The 21,869-nt window shown below is 71.5% G+C and carries 17 protein-coding genes and 1 pseudogene; 8 read left to right on the forward strand and 10 right to left on the reverse strand.

What is annotated here, in order from left to right:
• Window positions 1–101: 101 nt before the first annotated feature.
• Genes ABWK99_RS02945 through ABWK99_RS02955 form a run of 3 tightly spaced genes read left to right on the forward strand, consistent with a single transcriptional unit; the run spans window position 102 to window position 3,745 of the window.
• Window positions 102–866 carry an ATP-binding cassette domain-containing protein gene (locus ABWK99_RS02945; protein WP_372593201.1) on the forward strand — a complete coding sequence of 255 codons (765 nt, stop codon included), beginning with the start codon at window positions 102–104 and terminating at the stop codon, window positions 864–866.
• Window positions 867–920: 54 nt separating this feature from the next.
• On the forward strand, window positions 921–3,137 hold the full coding sequence (locus ABWK99_RS02950; RefSeq protein WP_372593202.1) for a YhgE/Pip family protein: 2,217 nt from the start codon (window positions 921–923) through the stop codon (window positions 3,135–3,137).
• 14 nt (window positions 3,138–3,151) lie between these two features.
• Window positions 3,152–3,745 (forward strand): TetR/AcrR family transcriptional regulator, encoded by a 594-nt coding sequence (locus ABWK99_RS02955; RefSeq protein ID WP_372593203.1) that lies wholly within the window; start codon window positions 3,152–3,154, stop codon window positions 3,743–3,745.
• A gap of 36 nt (window positions 3,746–3,781) precedes the next feature.
• Here ABWK99_RS02955 and ABWK99_RS02960 read toward each other — a convergent pair whose 3' ends face one another.
• Window positions 3,782–4,906 (reverse strand): fatty acid desaturase, encoded by a 1,125-nt coding sequence (locus tag ABWK99_RS02960; protein WP_372593216.1) that lies wholly within the window; start codon window positions 4,904–4,906, stop codon window positions 3,782–3,784.
• Between the two features lie 395 nt (window positions 4,907–5,301).
• On the opposite strand from ABWK99_RS02960, the gene ABWK99_RS02965 reads away from it, so the two are divergent.
• On the forward strand, window positions 5,302–5,505 hold the full coding sequence (locus ABWK99_RS02965) for a cold-shock protein (RefSeq protein ID WP_372593204.1): 204 nt from the start codon (window positions 5,302–5,304) through the stop codon (window positions 5,503–5,505).
• Window positions 5,506–5,678: 173 nt separating this feature from the next.
• On the opposite strand, the gene ABWK99_RS02970 is transcribed toward ABWK99_RS02965, so the two are convergent.
• The 3 genes from ABWK99_RS02970 to ABWK99_RS02980 form a co-directional block, all read right to left on the reverse strand.
• On the reverse strand, window positions 5,679–7,934 hold the full coding sequence (locus ABWK99_RS02970) for a putative bifunctional diguanylate cyclase/phosphodiesterase (RefSeq protein ID WP_372593205.1): 2,256 nt from the start codon (window positions 7,932–7,934) through the stop codon (window positions 5,679–5,681).
• 71 nt (window positions 7,935–8,005) lie between these two features.
• Window positions 8,006–9,052, reverse strand: a complete 1,047-nt coding sequence (locus ABWK99_RS02975; RefSeq protein WP_372593206.1) for a glycosyltransferase family 1 protein — start codon at window positions 9,050–9,052, stop codon at window positions 8,006–8,008.
• A complete protein-coding gene (locus ABWK99_RS02980) occupies window positions 9,049–11,763 on the reverse strand; it encodes a sodium-translocating pyrophosphatase (RefSeq protein ID WP_372593207.1) in 2,715 nt (904 codons plus the stop codon). Before ABWK99_RS02980 ends, ABWK99_RS02975 begins: the two co-directional genes overlap by 4 nt.
• Window positions 11,764–11,922: 159 nt before the next feature.
• Between ABWK99_RS02980 and ABWK99_RS02985 the strand changes: the two genes are divergently transcribed.
• Window positions 11,923–12,732, forward strand: a complete 810-nt coding sequence (locus ABWK99_RS02985; RefSeq protein WP_372593208.1) for a PP2C family serine/threonine-protein phosphatase — start codon at window positions 11,923–11,925, stop codon at window positions 12,730–12,732.
• Between the two features lie 154 nt (window positions 12,733–12,886).
• On the opposite strand, the gene ABWK99_RS02990 is transcribed toward ABWK99_RS02985, so the two are convergent.
• The 6 genes from ABWK99_RS02990 to ABWK99_RS03015 all read right to left on the reverse strand — a co-directional run bounded on the left by ABWK99_RS02990 (window position 12,887) and on the right by ABWK99_RS03015 (window position 19,445).
• Window positions 12,887–13,255, reverse strand: coding sequence for a VOC family protein (locus tag ABWK99_RS02990; RefSeq protein WP_372593209.1), 369 nt, complete (start codon window positions 13,253–13,255; stop codon window positions 12,887–12,889).
• 37 nt (window positions 13,256–13,292) lie between these two features.
• A complete protein-coding gene (locus ABWK99_RS02995; protein WP_372593210.1) occupies window positions 13,293–14,600 on the reverse strand; it encodes a DUF4921 family protein in 1,308 nt (435 codons plus the stop codon).
• A gap of 123 nt (window positions 14,601–14,723) precedes the next feature.
• Window positions 14,724–15,902 carry a cystathionine gamma-synthase gene (locus ABWK99_RS03000; protein ID WP_372593211.1) on the reverse strand — a complete coding sequence of 393 codons (1,179 nt, stop codon included), beginning with the start codon at window positions 15,900–15,902 and terminating at the stop codon, window positions 14,724–14,726.
• Between the two features lie 21 nt (window positions 15,903–15,923).
• Window positions 15,924–17,321 (reverse strand): cystathionine beta-synthase, encoded by a 1,398-nt coding sequence (locus tag ABWK99_RS03005; RefSeq protein ID WP_372593212.1) that lies wholly within the window; start codon window positions 17,319–17,321, stop codon window positions 15,924–15,926.
• A gap of 374 nt (window positions 17,322–17,695) precedes the next feature.
• Window positions 17,696–18,664 carry a DUF5692 family protein gene (locus ABWK99_RS03010; protein WP_372593213.1) on the reverse strand — a complete coding sequence of 323 codons (969 nt, stop codon included), beginning with the start codon at window positions 18,662–18,664 and terminating at the stop codon, window positions 17,696–17,698.
• A gap of 1 nt (window position 18,665) precedes the next feature.
• Window positions 18,666–19,445, reverse strand: coding sequence for a TetR/AcrR family transcriptional regulator (locus ABWK99_RS03015; protein ID WP_372593214.1), 780 nt, complete (start codon window positions 19,443–19,445; stop codon window positions 18,666–18,668).
• A gap of 134 nt (window positions 19,446–19,579) precedes the next feature.
• Here ABWK99_RS03015 and ABWK99_RS03020 point away from each other — a divergent pair, with 134 nt between their 5' ends.
• The 3 genes and pseudogenes from ABWK99_RS03020 to ABWK99_RS03030 form a co-directional block, all read left to right on the forward strand.
• Window positions 19,580–20,395 carry a shikimate 5-dehydrogenase gene (locus tag ABWK99_RS03020; RefSeq protein ID WP_372593217.1) on the forward strand — a complete coding sequence of 272 codons (816 nt, stop codon included), beginning with the start codon at window positions 19,580–19,582 and terminating at the stop codon, window positions 20,393–20,395.
• 55 nt (window positions 20,396–20,450) lie between these two features.
• Window positions 20,451–21,377, forward strand: a complete 927-nt coding sequence (locus ABWK99_RS03025; RefSeq protein ID WP_372593215.1) for an ABC transporter ATP-binding protein — start codon at window positions 20,451–20,453, stop codon at window positions 21,375–21,377.
• Window positions 21,374–21,869 (forward strand): annotated as a pseudogene (locus ABWK99_RS03030) (ABC transporter permease); the annotation flags it as partial. The gene ABWK99_RS03025 and the pseudogene ABWK99_RS03030, both read left to right, overlap by 4 nt.

Raw genomic sequence — 21,869 nt, forward strand, 5'->3', positions numbered from 1 at the left:
CCTGACTCGCTCGGGCTGCTCCGCCACTCCGACGACTTGGCAGGACGGCCTCATCGTCCTATGTTTGTACTGACTGGTCAGTTTAACGAACCGAGGATGCCATGACCGCCTTGCCCACCAGCCACGAGGACGCTGCCGCCACGCTCACCCCCGACGCGCGGACCCCCGTGGCACCGGCCGTCCGCGCCCGCTCTCTCGTCCTGCACGGGAGCAGGGGCACCGTGTACGGACCCGTCGACCTCGAGGTGGAGCCGGGAGAGCTCGCGATCATCCACGGACCCCAGGGCGGTGGCCGGTCGAGCCTGTTGCTGACGCTCGCGGGCCGCATGGTGCCCGACCGCGGCGGTGAGCTCGTCGTGCTCGGCGAGCCGCTCCCCCGCCGGCGGCGTGCCGTCCAGCGCCGTGCTGCCCTCGCCGGATTCGCGGGGATCGACGACCTCGACGAGTCCGTCACCGTCGGCAACCTCGTCCGCGAGCGCCTGGCATGGCTGACCCCCTGGTACCGCCCGATCCCGTCGGTGAGCCAGGAGCACGTGAACCGGATGGCCGCCCCCGTCTTCGGCCCGCGCCCGTTGCCGCGGGTCGAGAGCGTCGTGTGGGACCTGGACGAGGTCGACGTCATGCTGCTGCGCATCGGCCTCGCGATGCTCCAGGAGCCCGACCTGCTCGTGGTGGACGACGTCGACCAGGTGCACGACAGCGCCCGGCGGCAGTTCGTCTGGTCCCGACTGGAGGCGATCGCCGCCCAGGGTGTGACCGTCGTCGCCTCGGCCGCCTCCCTCGACGAGGTCGCGCGGTTCTCCTGGGCGCGACCGCCGAGGCAGGTCTTCCTGACCACGGGACCGCACGCCCGGCACGCCGGCTGACCTCCCGGCCCGTCCGCGGGCCGACCACGACCCACCTCCCCCGAAAGGGAACCCATGTCTGCTCTGACCTCGACCGGAACCGAGCTTCGCCGCTTCCGGCGCGGGACGCTGCCGAAGATCGCCATCGCCGCCCTGATCCTCATCCCGCTTCTCTACGGGGCGCTCTACCTGTGGGCCTTCTGGGACCCGACCGGCAACATGGACCGCCTCCCCGTCGCCCTGGTGAACGCCGACCGCGCCGTGACCCTCGAGGACGGCACCGTGCTCGACGCCGGCCAGGAGGTCACCGACACGTTGCTCGACTCGGCCGACCTCGAGTGGGTCAGCACCGATGCCGCCTCCGCGCAGCGCGGGGTCGAGGACGGCACCTACTACTTCGCCCTGCAGATCCCGGAGGGCTTCTCCCAGGACGTCGCCTCGGCCGAGGGCGACTCCCCGACCGCTGCCCGGCTCGACGTGACCTACAACGACTCCACCTCCTTCCTCGCGAGCGTCCTCGGCCACAGCGCGATGGTCCAGGTCGACGAGGCCGTCCGGAGCGCGATCGGCGACGAGGCCGTGGACGCCGTCCTCGTCGGGCTCGGCTCGGCGCGGGACGGGTTCGCGACGGCAGCAGACGGGGCGATCACGCTCCAGGCGGCCGGCGGGGAGCTCGCGGACGGGGGCGGGCAGCTGGCCGACGGGGTGGATGCGAGCCACGAGGGAGCGACCCTGCTCGCCTCGGGCGCCGGGGACGCCGCTGACGGGGCGACCCTGCTCGCCACCGGCGCACACACCGCGTCGGCCGGAGCGACCGAGCTGTCGAGCGGGGCCACGAGCCTCGCCGACAACCTCCACCTCGCCCGGACCGGCAGCTCCGACCTCACCGCCGGGGCCGAGCAGCTCACCGCCGGGGCCACGAGCCTCGCGGACAACCTCGATCTTGCCAGGGCCGGCAGCGCCGAGCTCACCGCGGGCGCCGACCAGCTCTCGGCGGGGGTCTCCGCGGCCGTGCGGCAGATCGGCGCCCTCTCGACCTCGCTCGAGTCGGCCTCCCCTGCGCTGACGACGGCCCTGACCTACCTCGGGAGCATGGCACCGACCGACACGGCCGCAGCGAGCGCGTTCGCCCAGCTCTCGGCCGTCGTCACCGGGCTCGGCAGCATCGACCTCGAATCGACCGCCACGCAGCTGGCCGCACTCGACGCCGGCGCCGCGGGGCTCGCCTCGGGCGCATCGGCGCTGGACACGGCGGTCGGGCAGCTCGCCACCGGGGCCGAGCAGCTCGCCACCGGCGCGGGCGAGGTCTCCGCGGGCGCGTCGGCGCTGGACACCGCCGTGGGGCAGCTCGCCACCGGGGCGGACCAGCTCGCCACCGGCGCCGGGGAGCTCGCCAGCGGCACCACGGCCCTCGCCGACGGCGCCGACACGCTCGCCGGTGGGACCGCACAGCTCGCGGACGGCACCACGGAGCTCGAGGCAGGGACGGCGCTCCTCGCCGACGGCGCCCACGCCCTCGCCGACGGAGCCGACCAGCTCAGCGACGGAGCGGGGACTCTCGCGGCGGGGCTCGGGGAGGGTGCCGAGGCGATCCCTGACGACTCCGACGCGCTGCGGGCGGCCCGGGGAGAGGTCATCTCCACGCCCGTCACGCTCGAGGAGTCCTACGTGAGCGAGGCCGAGGGCTTCGGCGAGGGCTTCGCGCCGTTCTTCATCCCGCTCGCGCTCTTCGTCGGATCGCTCATCACCTGGCTGCTGTTCCGCCCGCTCCCCTCCCGTGCGCTGGCCACCCCCGCCTCGGGCTTCCGGGCGACCTTCGCGGGCTTCCTCCCCGCAGGGATCATCGGCGTGGCTCAGGTCGCCGTGATGCTGACCGTGATCCACCTCGGTGTCGGCCTGGAGATGGCCTCCGTGCTGGGCACCATCGGCGTCACCCTGCTGGTCGCGATGGCGTTCATCACGCTCCAGCAGATGCTCATCGCCGTGCTCGGTCCTGCTGCCGGCAAGGTGGCCATCCTCGCGCTGCTCATGCTCCAGCTCGCCTCCTCCGGCGGCACCTACCCCGTGGAGACCACCCCGGCCTTCTTCCGCGCCATCCACGACCTCCTGCCGATGACCTACGCGGTGACCGGACTGCGCGAGGTCATCACCGGCGGGATCGACGGGCGACTCTGGTCCTCCGTCGCGGTGCTCGCCGCGATCGCGATCGGCTCGCTCGCCGTGACCGCCTGGCGGGCCGGCCGGATGCGCACCTGGACCCTCGAACGGCTCCACCCCGTGCTGACGATCTGAGAGGCTGGGCCACCATGAGCATCCCCAGCGGCCAGCGTGGGCGCCCGGCGACCACCGGGACCAAGCGCCACATCCTCGAGGCCGCCGTTGGCCTGATCGCCGAGCAGGGCTTCACGGCGACCTCCGTCGACGAGATCGCGGAGGTCGCCGGGGTCGCCAAGGGCTCGGTCTACTACAACTTCGGCTCGAAGACGGATCTCTTCACCGACATCCTCACCGAGGGCATCGGGCGCCTGACCACCGGGCTGCGCGCATCCCTCGCGCGAGAACCCGGACGCCCGGCCCTGGAGTGCCTCGTCGGTGAGCTGCTCCGGCAGATCCGCGACCACCCGGCATTCGCCAAGGTGATCGCCTCCGAGGTCTTCCGCACGGGTCGGGACTGGCAGTCGTCGATCCGGCTCCTGCACGACGAGGCCGTCAGCGTCTTCGCGGAGGGAGTGCTCGCCGCGAGCCCCGGGACCACGGCAAGGGACGCCTCGATCATGGGCAGCGCCGTCTTCGGCGCGACGCTCGTCGCCGGTCTCGAATGGCTCGCCTTCCAGCCCGACCGGTCTCTCGAGGACGTCGTCCCCGTGCTGCTGCGCACCGTGACGGCCCGGCAGGGCTGAACCACGGCGCCGGCATCCCCGGCGCCGTGCGGGGACTCAGCGAGCCGAGCGCATCTCCAGGGTGAGCGGGCACTGGAAGGGATCCCGCGCAGCGAGGCCGACCTCGTTGAGGTAACGGATGACGATCCCGTAGGACTCCGTGAGGCTCGTCTCGGTGTACCGGATGCCGCGACCGGCGCAGAACTCGCGCACGATCGGCTGGACCCTGCGCAGGTGGGGCCGCGCCATGCTGGGGAACAGGTGGTGCTCGACCTGGTAGTTGAGCCCGCCCATGAACCAGTCCGTCAGCCGGCCGCCGCGGATGTTGCGGCTCATGAGGACCTGACGGCTGAGGAAGTCGATCCGGGAGTCCCGCGGGACGATCGGCATGCCCTTGTGGTTCGGGGCGAAGACCGCACCCATGTACAGACCGAAGAGGCCGAGCTGCACCGCGAGGAACGCGACGGCCATGCCGACGGGCAGCACCCAGAAGACCGCGACGAGGTAACCGCCGAGCCGCAGGGTGACGAAGGCGATCTCGACGGGACGGCGCTTGACCTCACCGCGACCGAAGATCGTCCGCACCCCGGAGACGTGCAGGTTGAGGCCCTCGAGCAGCAGGAGCGGGAAGAACAGCCACCCCTGGCGCTTGAGGAACCACGCCTTGGCGCCGGTCGCGACCTCGCGCTCCTGGGTGTGGAAGAGGATGACCTCACCGCTGATGTCCGGGTCCGCGCCGACCTGGTTGGGCTTGGCGTGGTGCCGGCTGTGCTTGTGCTGCCACCAGCCGTAGCTCATCCCCGCGTAGAGGTTCGCGATGACCAGGCTCGCCCAGTCGTTCCAGCGCCCGGAGGCGAAGATCTGACGGTGGGCTGCGTCGTGCCCGAGGAACATGACCTGGCCGAGCACGAGCGCGAGGCCCGCGGCCAGCGCGAGCTGCCACCAGGAGTGACCGATGAGCACGAAGGCCACACCCATGGCGACGAGCAGCCCGGTCAGCAGACCGAACCTCGTCCAGTACCAGCCGTGGCGCCGACGCATGAGTCCGGCGTCGGAGACGGTGCGGGTCAGGGCCGTGAACTCGCTCACCTGACGCTCGCGTGGCGCGACCGACACACCCGATGCTCCTGTCGAGGGCACCGAGGTGCCCGAGGGGGAGAAGGACTGGTCGGTTGCGACCATCGACACGTTCCGTTCGTTCGGAGGGCGACGCAGTGCCGGGGCAACACATCAGTACCTACGCAACCGTAACCTGCGGATCGCCTGCTGTCTCTAGCAGCGGGAGATCGCCCCTGCGCCGGGAGCGAACGTCGGCGCGCTCCCGGCACCGCTCGGCGCTCGGCGCACCCGGACCACCGCCCGTCGCCCCGGGAGTGCTCCGGGTCACGAGATCCGGAGCCGGGAGTACTGTGCACGATGCGGGGGTGTCGTGTAGCGTTCCTCGCAACGTTGCAGTGTTTCTTGCGTTTGAGTGCCCCGGAGTACCGGTAGCCCCTTCTCTTGCCAGAGCAGACGAACGAACTTGTGACGATCGGTGGCGAGTCGCGCCATCGGTTGACCGCTCTGGAAGGAGCACCATGACTACTGGAACCGTGAAGTGGTTCAACGCCGAAAAGGGCTTCGGCTTCATCGCCCCCGACGACGGCGGCGCCGACGTCTTCGCCCACTACTCCGCGATCGCGTCCTCCGGGTACCGCTCGCTGGACGAGAACCAGAAGGTCGAGTTCGAGGTCACGCAGGGCCCCAAGGGCCCGCAGGCGTCGAACATCCGCCCGCTCTGATCCTCCGCCCCCTCTCCGGTCTCTGACCGGGTACAGGCGAACACGAGAGGCCTCACCCCTCAGGGGTGGGGCCTCTCGTGGTGTCTACGCCGAGTGGTGGCCACGCCGAGTGGTGGCCACGCCGAGTGGTGGCCACGCCGAGGCCCGTCCGTCCCCCGCCCGGCGAGGCGCCGTCAGCTCCGAGCGCGGCCACCCGTGGCGAGCAGGCTCGAGATCTCGGCAGCTCCCAGCGGCCTGCTCAGGTAGTAGCCCTGGGCGATGTCGCAGCCGGCGCGCGCCACTCCCCTGAGCTGTTCGGCGGTCTCCACCCCCTCGACGACGGTCTTCGCCCCGATCGCCCGCGCGAGGTCGACGACGAAGCCGATCACCGCACTGTCCTCCGGCAGCCTCGAGACGAAGGACCGATCGATCTTCAGCATGTCGACCGGGAGGTCGCGCAGGTAGGCGAGCGAGCTGTAGCCGGTGCCGAAGTCGTCGACGGCGAGGGAGACGCCAAGGGCGCGGAGCTCACGCAAGCGCCGGATGCTGCCCTCGACGTCCGCCATGAGGATGCTCTCGGTGATCTCCAGGTGAACCGCGGACGCCGGCACCCCGACATCGGCGAGGATCGCTCCGATCCTCGCGACCGAGCGCGGGTCCGCGAGCTGCCGTGCGGACAGGTTGACCGCGACCGTCAGGGGCCGACCCGTCGCCCGCCGCCAGCCGACCAGTGCGGAACAGGCATGCCGGAGCACCTGCTCGCCCAGTGCGGCGATGAAGCCCGCATCCTCGGCCGTCGGGATGAACACCGCCGGCGAGACCTCTCCCTCCGGCCCCGTCCACCGCGCGAGGGCCTCGAACCCGACGATCTCGGAGGCCTCCGCCGCGCTCGCGGTCGCACCGTTGCTCCCGCCACGCCTGCCGCGGCCCGCCCTCGCCGACCCGGAGCGAAGCCGGTCGAGGCGGTAGACGGGCTGGTACACCACACGGATCTGGTCCGCCTCGACGGCCCGGCGCAGCGAGGCACGGAACTCCAGGCGCTCGTTCGTCGCGGGCCGCAGACCGACGTCGAACATCGCGACCTGGTCACGGCCCGATTCCTTCGCGCGGTACATGGCGGCATCGGCGTCCCGGAGCACCCCGACGGGGTCGGTCTCTCCGTCGGCGGCGACCGTCACCCCCACCGACATCGTCGAGGTGACCCAGTCGGCGCCCACCCGCAGCGGGCGGCGGCTCTCGGCGCAGATCCGCTCCCCCAAGGACCGCGCGGCAGCGGGGCCCAGTCCGGCGGCGACGATCGCGAACTCGTCACCGCCGAGTCGGGCGACGGTGTCGTCGGGGCCGACGACGGCCGAGAGCCGGGACGCCGTCGCCCGGAGCAGCTCGTCCCCGGCGTCATGACCAAGGGAGTCGTTGACCACCTTGAACCGGTCGACGTCGCACAGGAGCACCGCGACGCTCTGGCCCGAGCGGTCGGCCTTGCCGAGGGCGTCGGCCAGCCGCTCGGAGAGCAGGGCGCGGTTGGGCAGCCGGGTCAACGGGTCGTGCGTCGCCGCCTGGGTGAGCGCACGCGTCGCCTCCCGCTCGGCGCTGACGTCCACGACGACGGACCCGACGGCGACGACCTCCCGCCCCGAGCGCACCGGGTACCAGCTCGTGACGAAGGTGCGACCGCCCCCGAGGATCTCGACGTCCCTCTCGGGCGTGCCCGTCGCGAGCACGGACCGCAGGTGGTCCGCGACGACGGGGGGCATGCCGGGGATCTCGTGCGGTCGCCGTCCGAGCTGGTCTCCCGTCTGCAGTCCGAGCAGGGAGGCGAGCGCCTGGTTCATCCGCCGCACCCGCAGGTCCCGGTCCCACAGCGCCATACCGACGGGCGACCCGTGCGAGTAGGTGTCGAGGAGGTCGAACGCGCCGTCGCGTTGAGCGACGGCCCGTCGGAAGGCCGCAGCCCCGGTGTGCACGAAGGATGCGACGAAGACGAGGGATCCGGCCCGGACGAGGGCGATCGCGACCGGCCCGTCCGCAGCCCCGAACGGCAGGAGCGCGAGGTAGGCGACCGGAATGACGGCGACGAGGACCCAGCCCTCCACGGAGGGCAGCACGAGCGGGTAGACCGCCGCGAGCACGAAGTACCACAGCAGGATGTAGCCGCCCGAGGGGCCGCCCGCGAGCATGAGCACGTAGCCGAGGACGATCGCGGTGCCGCAGCGGACGACCACGGCGACCCTCGAACGCCAGCCGAGCAGCCCGGCGACACCCAGGACCCCGAGCAGCGAGACCGAGACGACGAGGTACTCCATCGTCGAGGTGGAGTCGACGAGATCGACCGCGAGCCCGTGCACGGCGAGCCCGATGACGAGCCATGGCTCGGCCTTGCGCAGCGTCATCGGGACGTCGAGACCGGCCGGCGGCTCGCGGCCGACGAGGACCGTGTCGGGTTCGGCCATGGGCCGACGCTAGTCGAGACGGTCCCGCAGCGACATGCCCCGTCCGCGGTCGGCCCTCCGTGCGGCCTGGTTCAGGAGCCGAACCACTCCGCGACGCGGTCGGCCACGGCCTTCTCGAAGAAGTCGTCGTCGTGCCGCGAACGCAGCCACTCGGCGAAGCTGCCACCCGCGACGGCGTCGAGCTCCGCCCGGCAGGCCGCGGTCTCGGTGACCGCCCGGTAGAGCATCTCCTCCGCCTCTGCCTGGGTGCGCCACAGGAACGGGTAGCCCTCCGGCAGGATGGCGCGGGCCCACGGCCGGTCGGGGAAGATGCCGACCGCACCGGCGACGAGGGCCTCGATGTACTCCAGTCCGTAGGACTCCTCCGTCGCGGTCGCGAGGAAGGCCGTCGTGCGGGCGAGGGCGTGCCAGTAGTCCTCACGGGTCGCCGTCAGCGGACCGACCCACGACCAGTGCGGGCGGGACATCCGCATCGCCCGCTCGCTGATGAGGTGCGACTCGTGGAGGCGCGCCTCGAGCCGGATCGGGGTCCGCTTGACGACACGCTCCACGACGTCGAGGAAGACCTGGGGCTGCTTGCGCTCGGAGAGGTAGATCGCCGGGTAGAGCACGACCGGGACGTCCGGCTCCTCGCGGGGCTGGACGTGCTCGAGGCGGATGCCCAGGTTGACCCACGCGATCCTGGCCTTCTCCGCGATCTGCGGGACCGTCCAGGACCGGACGATCTCCGAGACCTCGCTCGCGGTGCGCTCGGAGTTCGCGAAGGTCGGGAAGAGGGCGCAGGAGAGCGCGAGAGACGTGCGCTGGACCTCGTGCTGGTACTGCGAGGTGTTCCACCAGACGAAGTTCATGATCTTCGGCTCGCCGCCGGCCGTGCGCAGCGTGCGCCAGATGGCCATCGAGTCGATGACGTCCATGTTGATGACGACGGTGTCGTCCGTGTCGATGAACTCCAGCGGGACGACGTCGAAGCCCTCGGCGTGCCGGAGCGCGTGACCGATGAGCTGGGCGTGGGGGAAGACCCGCATGAGCCGACGCACCAGGGTGGCTCCCGCGTCGTGCCCGGCCACCCGCCCGTCCTCGACGGTGGACCCCTCGTAGTGGATCGCGACCTTCATCGTTCCTCCCCCGCTCCCAGCTCGACCAGCGCGTCGGTGACCTGACCGGTCGCGGAGCCCGGGCGGCCGGTCTCCGCCTCCACCGACCCCGTCCGGGTGCGCGGATCCATCAGTCCGGCGCCACCCGCATCGCCCGGTGTCGGCTCGTCGAGCTCGGCGGCGTCGTCGTCGGCGAGGGACGAGGTGATGCGCATCCCGTAGAAGGACCGGTGCACGAAGTACACCGACACCGCGAAGAACACCGCTGCGAGGACGAGCACCAGGGTGTGCAGCCCGTCGTCGACCAGGCTCACGGCGAGCTCGACGGCGAGGAGGCCGAAGAGCGTCGTGAACTTGATCACCGGGTTGAGGGCCACCGAGGAGGTGTCCTTGTAGGGGTCGCCCACCGTGTCGCCGACGATCGTCGCGTCGTGCAGGGCCGTGCCCTTGGCGTGCAGGTCGACCTCGACGATCTTCTTCGCGTTGTCCCAGGCGCCACCGGCGTTGGCCATGAAGATCGCCTGGTAGAGGCCGAAGATCGCGATGGAGATGAGGTAGCCGATGAAGAAGTACGGCTCGACGAAGGCGAACGCCAAGGTGGCGAAGAAGACGCCGAGGAACATGTTGAGCATGCCCTGCTGCGCATACTGCGTGCAGATCTCCACGACCCTGCGCGAGTCGGCCTCGCTGGCCTTGGTCACGCCGTCGAGCCGGATCGTCGTGCGGATGAACTCCACCGCGCGGTAGGCGCCCGTGGTGACGGCCTGGATCGAGGCACCGGTGAACCAGAAGATCACCGCACCACCGCTCACCAGACCGAGCAGGAACGGCGGGTGCAGCAGGGAGAGGTTCTCCAGCCCCGTCTCCAGCCCCTCGGTCAGGCTCATGATGATCGAGAAGATCATCGTCGTGGCACCCACGACGGCCGTGCCGATCAGCACCGGCTTGGCCGTGGCCTTGAAGGTGTTGCCGGCGCCGTCGTTCTCCTCGAGCATCTGCTTGGCCCGCTCCCAGCGGACGTCGATGCCGTAGTCGCGCTCGAGCTCGACGTCGATCCCCTCGAGGTCCTCGATCGTCGAGAGCTCGTAGACGCTCTGCGCGTTGTCGGTCACCGGGCCGTAGGAGTCGACGGCGATCGTCACCGGGCCCATGCCGAGGAAGCCGAAGGCCACCAGGCCGAAGGCGAACACCGCCGGGGCGATCATCAGGGCCTCCAGGCCCTGCTCACCGATGAGGTACGCCGCACCCATGAGGCTGACGATCGCCGCGCCGAGCCAGTAGGCCGAGAAGTTCCCTGCGACGAGGCCGGAGAGGATGTTCAGCGAGGCGCCGCCCTGTCGCGAGCTCTTGACGACCTCGCGCACATGCTTGCTCCCGGTGGAGGTGAAGGCCTTGACGAGCTCGGGGATGAGCGCACCGGCCAGCGTCCCGCAGGACACGATCGTCGCGAACTTCCACCACAGGTCCGGCCCGACGGCGTCCGCCAGCACGAGGTACGTCGTGGCGAAGGTCGACGCGATGCACAGGGCGGAGGTGAGCCAGACGAGCGAGGTCAGCGGCACCTCGAAGTTCATCCGCTCGGCCTTCGCATAGTGCGCCCTGGTCCACGCGTCGTTCAGCAGGTAGGAGACGACGGAGGCGATGAGCATCACGGCGCGGACGACGAAGAGCCACACCAGGAGGCTTGCCTGGATGCTCGGGTCGTTCACGCCGAGCAGGATGAAGGTGATGAGCGCGACGCCCGTCACGCCGTAGGTCTCGAAGCCGTCGGCGCTGGGGCCGACGGAGTCGCCGGCGTTGTCCCCCGTGCAGTCGGCGATGACACCGGGGTTGCGGGCGTCGTCCTCCTTGATCTTGAACGCGATCTTCATGAGGTCGGAGCCGATGTCGGCGATCTTGGTGAAGATGCCGCCGGCGATGCGCAGGGCGGCCGCGCCGAGGGACTCACCGATCGCGAAGCCGATGAAGCACGCCCCTGCGAGGTCAGCCGGGAGGAAGAGCAGGATGACGAGCATCATCAGCAGCTCGAGGCTGATGAGCACCATGCCGATCGACATCCCGGACTTCATCGGGATGCGGTGGACGTGGAGCGGCCTGCCGTCGAGGGAGGCGTGCGCCGTGCGCGAGTTGGCGAAGGTGTTCACCCGGATGCCGAACCAGGCGACCGAGTACGAGCCGGCCATGCCGATGAGGCTGAAGGAGATGACCACCGCCACCCGGCCCCAGGGGAACCCGACGAGGAACCCGTAGTACACGACGATCACCGCGGCGATGAAGCCCCACAGGATCATCAGGAACTTGCCCTGCTGGATCAGGTACGCCTTGCAGGTGGAGTAGATCAGCTCGGAGACCTCGCGCATCGAGGGGTGCACGGGAAGGGCGCGCAGCTGGACGAAGGCCATGAAGCCGAAGCCGAGGCCGAGGAGGCAGACGACCAGGCCGAGGATCAGGAGCAGGCGGCCCGAGACGCCGCCGACGACGGTGACGGCCGCGAGGTCAGGAAGGACCAGGCTCGCCTCACCGCCACCGGCCGTCCCACCCTCACGCTGAGCGGTCGTCGCGCAGCCGCTGAGCGCGAGGCCGACCGCGGAGCTGAGCAGGAGCGCCTGCGGTACCCGGAGGCGACGACGAACCCTGGGACGGAGCCCTCCGGAACCGCCCGGTGGAACCGCACTCGACGGATGACGATCGACGACGCGCGTACCCGGAACAATGTTCACCGTGGGCCCCATGGTTTCGACAACAGTGTCCCTTCGCACGCTAGGACTGTCCGCGACCCCCGAGGCATGACCTAGGACTCAGACCGTGCATGGCAGGCTGGAGCCCATGCACCCGCACCCAGGCGCGCACCCCCACCGCGCCACGTCGCCCGAGCCCCCGACGACCCGACGGTGAGGCCGGCACTGCGCACGGAGCTGAGGTCGGCCGTCGGCGAGCACCGGTCGACCAACCAAGACTCCGCCGGCGCCGGTCCGTCGTGCGCGATCGTCGCGGACGGGGTCGGCGGCCGTGCGGCGGGCGACGTCGCCTCCGCGCACACCGTCCACACGGTCCTCGCGGCGCTCACCGCGGACCCGGAGCCGCAGGGGTGGGACGCGGACGCCGTCCGAGGGGTGGTTGCGAGGGCGAACGCCGGGCTCGCAGCGCTCTCCGCCCAGGACCCCACGCTCATCGGGATGGCGACGACGTTGACCGCGATCGTCGCGGTGGACGACGCCGTGCTCGTCGCCCATGTGGGCGACTCCCGCGCCTACCTCGTCCACGCGGGCGAGGGACACCGGGTCACCCGCGACGACTCCCTCGTCCAGGAGCTGGTGGACCAGGGCTCGGTCGACCCCGCCGACGCCTGGCAGCATCCCCACCGCAACATCATCCTGTGGTCGCTCTCCGGCGGACTCACCGATCCCGGGCACCTGCGGGTGCAGCGCGTCCCGACCGTTCCGGGCGACCGGTGGCTGCTCGCGAGCGACGGACTGACCGACTACGTCGCCGAGCAGCAGGTGCTCCAGGTGCTCGTGGACGAGCAGGACCCGGCCGCGGCCGCCGACACGCTGATGGCGATGGCCCTCGGCGCCGACGCGCGGGACAACGTCACCCTCGCCGTCGTCGACGTGGTCGACGGGGTCGACGACCTGCCGCCGGCCGCGCCGGTCGCGATGGCCGGAGCGGCACTCGCCCTCGCCCCGCGGCTCGCGACCTGAGGCCCGCCCCGGGTCCCCCGCCCCGGGTCCCACGCCCCGGGTCCCACGCCGCGAGATCGCAGGTTCGACGCGAGATCGCAGGTTCGACGCGAGATCGCAGGTTCGCACAGGCGACCTCGCAACGGATCGGCGATCTCGACGACGGAGCGCGACCTCAGCCGGAGGTGAAGAGGCAGAAGGGGTGGCCCTCGGGGTCGAGGAGGACCACGACGCCGGTCTGCGGCTGGACCGGAGCCCGGCGCGCGCCGAGCGACTCCGCGCGCTCGACCCCGGCGGCGAGGTCGTCGACGCCGATGTCCAGGTGCAGCTGCATCTGACCGATGCCCGCCTGCGAGGGCCAGACCGGCTCCTCGTGCTCGGGGTCGAGCTGGAAGGACAGCCCTGCACCACCGCCCGGGGCGCGCAGCGCCACCCAGGTCGGGTCCTGCGAGGCGACCTCCCAGCCCAGGAGCGCCTGGTAGAAGCCCGCGAGCGCCTCGGGGTGCCGAGCGTCCAGGACGGTGCCACTGAGTCGGAAGTGCATCGCGATCCCTCCCTGGTCGGACCGTCCCGAGCGAAGCTCAGTCGGTGTACTTCAGGACCCCGCGGCGGTGGGAGCACTCGTCGCCCACCGCCATCATCGCCACCTCACCGCGTCCCCGCAGCCGAGCGATCGCGGTGACCACCCGGTCACGCAGCGTGAACGGGTCGATGGTGTTCACGTTGATCTTCGTCCCGCCCTCGAAGCCCGCGAGGGTCGACACGCGCCACTTGAGGACGACGTGCCAGGGCATCGGCTGCTCAGCGGAGGGCGGCCGGTGGTGCCACTCCTCGTTCGTCGGCACATGCGCGCCGGTCGCCGCGTGCACCGCGTGCAGGAGGTCGGAGAAGCCGCGGATCTCCGCATCGCTGTGCTCCCACGGGAGCTGGTGAGCGCTGGTGGAGTAGACCTCGATCGCCGGGTAGCGGTGCCCGACCCCCGCGACGGCGATCGCGTGCTCGTTCTCGGCGATCACGAGGCGGTGCGCCGCTGCGTGGTCGAGCACGGCCGTGGTGTAGACGTCGGGCTCGACGGCGAGACGCTCGAGCTCGCGTTCCGTCTGCGGGCCGTACTCGTCGATCGCGACGAGCTGCTTGTGCAGGTGGTCGAAGGAGGCCCCCGCCGGCCGCAACCAGTTCTGGAAGACGGCGACGTACCGCGCGTGCGGCTGGCTGCGGTACAGGGCGGCCATCGCCTTGACCGAGAAGGCGAGGTAGGCGCCGTGCTCGTCCGGCGTCAGGGTGCCCGATCCGGCGAGCTCGTCCTCGAAGCGCGCCCCGTCGACGACGTGACGGCGTGCGACGACGACGTCGTGCGTACCGGCGAACAGGTCGATCGCCTGCGCCAGCTGCTCGGTCTCCGACTCGGTCGCCCAGACCGCCCCGAGCCCGGTCGCGCCCGCGCGCCGGGCGAGCAGCGTCAGGACCTGCTCCCTGCCCGCCGGCTCAGCGACGTACGCGGAGGCCCGCGCGAGAAGGTCACCCGAGGGGACGTAGCCGTGGTTGACCCGCCAGTAGTCGACGGAGAGGATCTCGAAGAGGTTCGGCACCCGGCGCAGCTCGGCGACGGTGTCACTCAGACGCGAGGCCGGGAGCCGCTCGAGCAGGACGGGCCCGTCCGGCCCGGCGACGAGTCGCTCCTTCTCGGGAGGCGTCTCGACGTAGCGCTCGGGGCAGAAGGAGCACAGGCGGTTCACCGTCTCCGGGTCGACGACACGCCTGTCCTCCGTGGGCATCGCGAACGGCCGGCCGCCACGGCCCGGGATGGTCCACACGACCGTCCCGGTCAGAGGTGAGACCTGCTTGACGGTTCCGTCCGCGAGGCGGACGAGCGACTCCGAGCCCGTCACGAGGCTGCGCTGACGGCTCGGCGGGACGGGACCTCGATCACGCGCGCATCCTACTCGCGCGGGACCGGGCCCCCGCGGCACGTGGCCGCACACCGGCACGACCGTCCCGCGGCCGCACACCCCTCAGCCCAACGCGCGGTCCAGGTCGGCGAGCAGGTCGACGATGTCCTCGATCCCGACCGAGAGCCGCACCAGGTCGTCCGGGACGGCCAGCGCCGTCCCCGCGACCGAGGCGTGGGTCATCCGTGCCGGGTGCTCGATGAGCGACTCGACCCCACCCAGGGACTCGGCAAGGGTGAAGACGGTCGTCGACTCGGTCAGCCTCAGCGCGGCGGCCTCGTCCGCGAGCCGCACCGAGACGATCCCGCCCGCAGCCCGCATCTGCCTGCCGGCGAGTGCATGGCCCGGGTGCGACGGGAGCCCCGGGTACAGGACCTGGCGCACGGCGGGGTGGGCCTCGAGGTGCCTCGCCACTGCGAGCGCGTTCGCGCTGTGCCGGTCCATCCGCACCGCGAGCGTGCGCAGCCCCCGGAGGGTCAGCCACGCGTCGAAGGGCCCGGCGACCGCTCCCGCCGCGTTGAGGTGGAACCCCACGGCCGCCGCCAGCCCGTCCGTCCCGTCGGGGCCGCTGCGCCCGAGCGGGAGCCGCACCCCCGCACCGGTGACGACGGCTCCGCCCACGACGTCCGAGTGACCGCCGACGTACTTCGTCGTGGAGTGCACGACGACGTCCGCGCCGAGGGCCAGAGGCTGCTGGAGGTAGGGCGTGGCGAAGGTGTTGTCCACCACCAGCAGGGCACCGCCTGCGTGGGCCGCGTCCGCCGCGGCACGGATGTCGGCGATGCCGAGCACGGGGTTGGTCGGGGTCTCGAGCCAGACGACCGCCGTCCGCCCGGGGATGACCGCCTCGGCGATCGCTGCCGGGTCGTCCACGGGGACCGTCGTGTGCTCCACCCCCCAGGCCCCGAACACCCGGGCGATGAGGCGGTAGCTGCCGCCGTAGGCGTCGTCGGGGAGGACCAGGTGATCGCCTGGCCGCAGGACCGAGCGGAGCAGGACGTCGGCCGCCGCCAGGCCCGAGGCCGTCGCGAAGCCGTGCTCACCCCCCTCGACGGCGGCCAGGGCGTCCTGCAGGGCGGAGCGCGTGGGGTTGCCCGAGCGCGAGTACTCCCAGCCCCCGGTGGGCCGGCCGACCGACTCCTGGCGGTAGGTGGACACCTGGTACAGCGGCGGGACGACGGCTCCGGTGAGCGGGTCGGGCTCCTGCCCGGCGTGGATGGCCTGGGTGGCGAATCCGGTCATGGGGTGCTCCTTGTTCTCGGGTCAGCGGGCGAGGTGGCCGAGCAGGTCGTGGCGGGTCAGGACGCCGATCGGGCCGCCGCCACGCACGACGAGCAGGGCGTCGTGCTCGCGCAGGGCCTCGCGAGCGGCGCTGAGGGACTCCCCGGCGCCGATCAGCGGCAACGGTGGCCCCATATGGTCCGCGACCCGGTCCCCCGGTGCCGCGGAGCCGCCGACGACGAGGTCCAGCAGGATGCGGTCGCTCACCGAGCCGACCACCTCCCCCGCCGCGACCGGTGGCTCGGCGCTGACGACCGGCATCTGGGAGACCCCGAACTCGCGCAGGGTCGCGATGGCGTCCCTGACCGTCTCGGTCGGGTGGGTGTGCACGAGCTCCGGGAGCGCGCCCTCCTTCCCGCGCAGCACGTCGCCGACGGTGGCCCCCTCCTCGGCGTCGAGGAAGCCGTAGGAGCGCATCCAGCCGTCGGAGTACACCTTGGACAGGTACCCCCGGCCCCCGTCGGGCGCGAGGACGACGATCACCGCCTCGGCGGCGCGCGCCGGGTCCTCGGCCTCGAGCTCGGCGGCGAGGCGCAGCGCGGCGTGCACAGCCATCCCGCTCGAGCCGCCCAGCAGCAGCGCCTCACGCCGGGCCAGCAGCCGTGCTGTCGCGAAGGCCTCCGCGTCGCTCACGGCGATCACCCGGTGCGGGACGGTCGGGTCATAGGCCGCCGGCCAGAAGTCCTCGCCGACCCCCTCGACGAGGTAGGGGCGCCCGGTGCCGCCCGAGTAGACCGAGCCCTCGGGGTCCACGCCGACGACCTGCACCTCACCGCCCGGCCGGTCGGCGGAGACCTCGCGCAGGTAGCGCCCGGTCCCCGTGATCGTTCCGCCCGTCCCGACCCCGGCGACCAGGTGCGTGACCCGCCCGTCGGTATCGGCCCAGATCTCCGGGCCGGTGCTCGCGTAGTGGCTCGCCGGCCCGTTCGGGTTCGCGTACTGGTCGGGCTTCCAGGCCCCGGGGGTCTCGGCGACGATCCGGTCGGAGACCGAGTAGTAGGAGTCCGGGTCCTCGGGGGCGACGGCGGTCGGCGTCACGACGACCTCTGCCCCGTAGGCGGTCAGGACGTCGCGCTTGTCCTGGCTGACCTTGTCGGGGCAGACGAACACGGTGCGGTAGCCCTTGCGCTGGGCCACCAGGGCCAGGCCGACCCCGGTGTTCCCGGAGGTCGGCTCCACGATCGTCCCGCCGGGTCGCAGCAGGCCGTCGGCCTCGGCGGCCGCGACGATCCGTTCGGCGATCCGGTCCTTCACGGACCCGCCGGGGTTGAGGTACTCGACCTTGACGAGGATCGTCGCCGACAGGCCCTCGGCGAGGGCTCCGAGGCGGACGAGCGGGGTGTTGCCGACGAGCTCACTGATGTGTCGGGCGTAGCGCACGGGTGCTCCAGTTCTCGACCCCGTGGCGTCCGTGCCGGGGAGCGGCACGACGCGTCCCCTCCCTCACGCTCGGGGCGCGAGGGTCAGGGCACTGCGGGGAGGGTTGCGGTGGGACGTCCGGCTGGGTGGCGGGGCCACGGGCCGGAGCGGGTCACGTCACCGACAACAGCAGGCACGACCGACCGTGCAGTGCGCGGGCACCGTCACGAGCAGGGCGTGGATCATGCGCACAGGGTACGTCATCGTCGGCCGCACAGCCCGACGCGTCCGGCGGGGTCGTCACGCGCATCGAGAGCGGACGCACCGAAGGCGGTACCGCAGATGGCGGTACCGCCTTCGGGGAGGTCGGCCGAGCTGCCGAGGCAGGGGGGATCTCAGCCGACGAGTGCGGGGGTCCCCGTTCCGGTGACCGTGCCCTCGCCGTCGGCGCGGTGCGCCTCGGCGACCTTCCGGTACGCCGGCAGGTCCGTGTAGAGCTCGTCGCGCAGCGGGTTGAGCCTGCGGGTGCGGATGCGGTGCACCTGGTAGACCGCGACCGCGACGTTGGCGATCAGCGAGATGGCGCTGACCACGAAGAGTGCCGTCTCGTTGTGCGAGGACTGCACCGAGAAGGCGGAGTCCGACACGAAGGCCGGGACGGCCATCGTGAACATCATCCAGAAGGCGAGGGTCTGCGCCCGGTGCTGGAGCCAGGCGCCGCGGGTCATGAAGAACGCCGGGATGGTGCAGGAGATCAGCAGCGCAGCACCGGCGTAGAACGAGTGGTCACCGACGGCGTTGTAGACGTAGGCGAAGTTCCACAGGTCGTAGGCGATGATCCAGAACCAGACCATGTCCGGCCAGATCATGTCCTTCGAGCGGTTGCGGCTGATGAAGATCCCTGCCCAGCCGCAGATCGTCAGCAGGTTGAGCAGACCGGCGATGCCGTTCATCACGTTCCACACGCCGCCGACCATGAACACGCCGTCGACCATTCCCTGCATCCCGGTGACCTGGAAGTCCCGGATGACGGCCTCGAAGATGTTCAGCGCGAGGATCCCGGCGGGGAACATCAGGGCGTACTTGTTCGCGGCGAGCCTCGGGATGTAGCGGATCGCCATGAAGCCGAGGCAGCCGGCCAGAGCCGAGTAGACCTTGACCCAGTGGAACCAGGAGCCGGTGCTGGACCCCGCGCTCGCCGTGTGCGGCCAGACGAAGATCGTCAGGACGATCGGCAGAGCGACGAACAGCGCGAGACCTGCGCGCTTGCTGCGGCGGGCGAGCTCGTTGAGCCCGATGAGGACGGCAACCACCACGACCCACATCAGGGCGGAGTACCAGGGGATCGAGTCGAACAGGAACATCTCAGCGCTCTCCTTCGGGCAGCTGTGCGGACTCCGCAGGGAGGGGGGACCCGGCGGACGGGGACGCGGTGGCGTCCAGGCGGAGGGTCTGGCGCACCATGGCGGCCAGGACGTCGTCGTCGACGTCGGGGTGGGCTCGGGTGAGCCCGATCAGTCCGTGCAGCAGGACCGTGAAGGTCTCGCTCACGTGCTCGATCTCGATCGTGTGCCGCGCGGCGTAGGCCGCGACGGTCGTCTCGCGCAGGCAGTCGACGATGGCGTCGACGCACCGGTCGACGAACCGCACGAACATGCTGACGTCGTCGATCCGCGGGAGCCGCGCTGCGGGGTCGCCCGCACGGTGGCCGAGGTGGCGCCGGAGCAGGGCGACGGCATCGACGACGGCCTCGTCGATCTTGCCGACCTCACGCCGGGCGTCCCACTCACGGATCGAGGCGACGACCTGCTCGATGTACCCGTCCAGGAGCTCGTCCGCCATGGCGTCCTTGCTGCCCAGGTAGTGGTGGACCAGTCCCCTGGTGACCCCGGCGCGCTCGGCCACCTCGGAGATGGAGGTGCGGTTCAGACCCTTCTCGAGGGCGAGCTCGCGGGCGATCGAGAGGATCGCGGCACGGCGTTCGTCGGGGGCCATCACCGACCGCTCGACCGACGCAGCGAGCGAGGTCTCACCGGCCCTGGGCACCGAGGCCGCCCAGGAAGCCGGCCCCGTGGCGACAGCCGACACGGCGGACAGGCTCGCGGCGACCCCGAGGGCAGGGACGATGCGCGGGTCGACGCTCATGGTCCTCCTCGCTCACCCGGGTCCTGTCCTGCTCTCGGAGAGAGATTCTGGGCTGCGTTGACACCCTGTCAACGGGACGTTGGTCGCAGCCGGGACGCGGAGGTCTCGTGCTGCCGTGGGAGTCTGTGGACATGGTGAACGTCATCGATCGCGACACGGTCCTGTGCATCTCGCTGGCAGCACGCCCGGGGAACCACGGCAACCGGTTCCACAACTACCTGTACGCCGAGCTGGGCCTGAACTTCCTCTACAAGTCCTTCAGCTCGAGCGACATCGGCGCGACCGTCGGCGGGATCCGCTCGATGGGCATCCGCGGGGCGGGGGTCTCGATGCCCTACAAGGAGTCCTGCATGCCGTTCCTCGACGCGATCGACCCCTCGGCCGCCGCGATCGACTCGGTGAACACGATCGTCAACGACGACGGCGTCCTGATCGGCTACAACACCGACTACCTGGCGATCCGCACCATGCTCGTCGAGCACGGGGTCTCCCCCGAGCAGGACGTCGCCGTGCTCGGGGCCGGCGGCATGGCCAAGGCCGTGGTCGCCGCGCTCCGGGACACGGGGTTCAGGGACGTGACCGTCGTCGCGCGCACGATCGAGCGCGGCCGGGCCCTCGCCGAGCGGTACGGCTTCCAGGCGGTCACCACGCTGGGGGCCGCCCGCCCGGCCGTCCTGGTCAACGCCAGCCCGGTCGGCATGACCGGTGGTCCCGAGTCCGAGGAGCTCGCCTTAGGCGAGGAGGTCGTGCGCGCGGCCTCGACCGTCCTGGACGTCGTCTACCTGCCGAGCGAGACGCCCCTGGTCCGCTTCGCCGCCTCCCTCGGGCACCGGGTGCTGCGCGGGGACGAGGTCATGCGGCTGCAGGCCCTCGAGCAGTTCGTGCTGTACACCGGCGTGCGGCCGAGCGACGAGCAGGTCGACGCGGCCGAGGAGTACGCCTCGACCTGAGCCCCGCCGGAATCCGGATGCATCGCGGGGGTACCGGGCGGTAACCTCTCCGCTCGTGCCCGCTCCCGTCATCACAGCCACCGGCCTGACCAAACGCTTCGGCGACTTCACCGCCGTCGACGGGATCGACTTCGAGGTCGCGGCAGGCGAGTCCTTCGGGCTGCTCGGGCCGAACGGCGCCGGCAAGTCCACGACGATGCGCATGGTCGGCGCGGTCTCGACCCGCACCGCGGGCGAGCTGCGCGTGCTGGACCTGGACCCCGACACGCACGGCCCGGAGATCCGCTCCCGACTCGGCGTCGTCCCCCAGGAGGACAACCTCGACACGGAGCTGCGGGTCCGGGACAACCTCATCGTCTACGGCCGCTACTTCGGCATCCCGCGTGCCGTGTGCGCCGAGCGCGCGACGGAGCTGCTGGCCTTCGCCCAGCTCGAGGACAAGGCGCGGGCGAAGGTCGACGCGCTCTCCGGCGGGATGAAGCGACGACTGACGATCGCTCGCGCCCTGGTCAACGAGCCCAAGGTGCTCATGCTGGACGAGCCGACCACAGGGCTGGACCCGCAGGCCCGGCACGTCCTCTGGGACCGGCTGTTCCGGCTCAAGGAGCGCGGGACCACTCTCGTACTGACCACGCACTACATGGACGAGGCCGAGCAGCTCTGCGACCGCCTCGTGGTCGTGGACAAGGGCCGGATCATGGCGGAGGGCAGCCCGGCGGAGCTCATCCGCACCCACTCCTCCCGCGAGGTGGTCGAGCTGCGCTTCGGCTCGGACCGCAACGCAGCCGTCGCCGACCGGCTCGGTGCCCTCGGTGAGCGGATCGAGGTCCTGCCCGACCGCGTGCTCGTCTACGCGTCGAACGGTGAGGCCGTCCTCGAGCAGGTCGCGCGGATGGGCCTGCACCCGACCACCAGCCTGGTGCGTCGCTCCAGCCTCGAGGACGTCTTCCTCCGGCTCACCGGGCGGAGCCTGATCGAGTGAGCGCGAGCACGGACGTGTCGGCCCAGGCAGCGGAGGCGATCGCCGTCGCGGAGCGGCCCCGACGCTTCGGGGCGTTCTACGTCGCCGAGCACCAGCTGCGCGCGATGCGCTCCTACGGCTGGACGATCCTCATCGGCGGGATCGGCAACCCCCTGCTGTACCTGCTCGGCCTCGGGCTGGGCCTGGCCAGCTTCCTCGACGTGCCCGTGGGCTTCGGGCCGGACGGGCCGGTGCCGTACGTCGTCTTCGTCGCCCCCGCCCTGCTCGCGACGGCGGCGATCAGCGTGAGCACCGAGGAGTTCACCTACACGATCATGGCGGGGTTCAAGTGGCGGCGGGTGTTCTGGGGGATGAACGCCTCTCCCCTGTCGCCCGAGCAGGTGGTCGAGGGGCTCGTGCTGGCCGTCGCCGCCCGGATGGCCTTCGTGACCGTGGCCTACGCGGCGGCGATCGCCGCGTTCGGCGCGCTCGGCTCCCCCGTCGCGGTCCTCA

This window comes from Actinotalea sp. (assembly GCF_041597215.1).
In the GTDB taxonomy this organism is placed as follows: domain Bacteria; phylum Actinomycetota; class Actinomycetes; order Actinomycetales; family Cellulomonadaceae; genus Actinotalea.

What these genes read in the sequence shown, in the direction of transcription:
- ABWK99_RS02945 (WP_372593201.1), top strand. Translation starts at nt 102, where the DNA reads ATGACCGCCTTGCCCACCAGCCACGAGGACGCTGCCGCCACGCTCACC.
- ABWK99_RS02950 (WP_372593202.1), top strand. Translation starts at nt 921, where the DNA reads ATGTCTGCTCTGACCTCGACCGGAACCGAGCTTCGCCGCTTCCGGCGC.
- ABWK99_RS02955 (WP_372593203.1), top strand. Translation starts at nt 3,152, where the DNA reads ATGAGCATCCCCAGCGGCCAGCGTGGGCGCCCGGCGACCACCGGGACC.
- ABWK99_RS02960 (WP_372593216.1), bottom strand. Translation starts at nt 4,906, where the DNA reads ATGGTCGCAACCGACCAGTCCTTCTCCCCCTCGGGCACCTCGGTGCCC.
- ABWK99_RS02965 (WP_372593204.1), top strand. Translation starts at nt 5,302, where the DNA reads ATGACTACTGGAACCGTGAAGTGGTTCAACGCCGAAAAGGGCTTCGGC.
- ABWK99_RS02970 (WP_372593205.1), bottom strand. Translation starts at nt 7,934, where the DNA reads ATGGCCGAACCCGACACGGTCCTCGTCGGCCGCGAGCCGCCGGCCGGT.
- ABWK99_RS02975 (WP_372593206.1), bottom strand. Translation starts at nt 9,052, where the DNA reads ATGAAGGTCGCGATCCACTACGAGGGGTCCACCGTCGAGGACGGGCGG.
- ABWK99_RS02980 (WP_372593207.1), bottom strand. Translation starts at nt 11,763, where the DNA reads ATGGGGCCCACGGTGAACATTGTTCCGGGTACGCGCGTCGTCGATCGT.
- ABWK99_RS02990 (WP_372593209.1), bottom strand. Translation starts at nt 13,255, where the DNA reads ATGCACTTCCGACTCAGTGGCACCGTCCTGGACGCTCGGCACCCCGAG.
- ABWK99_RS03000 (WP_372593211.1), bottom strand. Translation starts at nt 15,902, where the DNA reads ATGACCGGATTCGCCACCCAGGCCATCCACGCCGGGCAGGAGCCCGAC.
- ABWK99_RS03010 (WP_372593213.1), bottom strand. Translation starts at nt 18,664, where the DNA reads ATGTTCCTGTTCGACTCGATCCCCTGGTACTCCGCCCTGATGTGGGTC.
- ABWK99_RS03015 (WP_372593214.1), bottom strand. Translation starts at nt 19,445, where the DNA reads ATGAGCGTCGACCCGCGCATCGTCCCTGCCCTCGGGGTCGCCGCGAGC.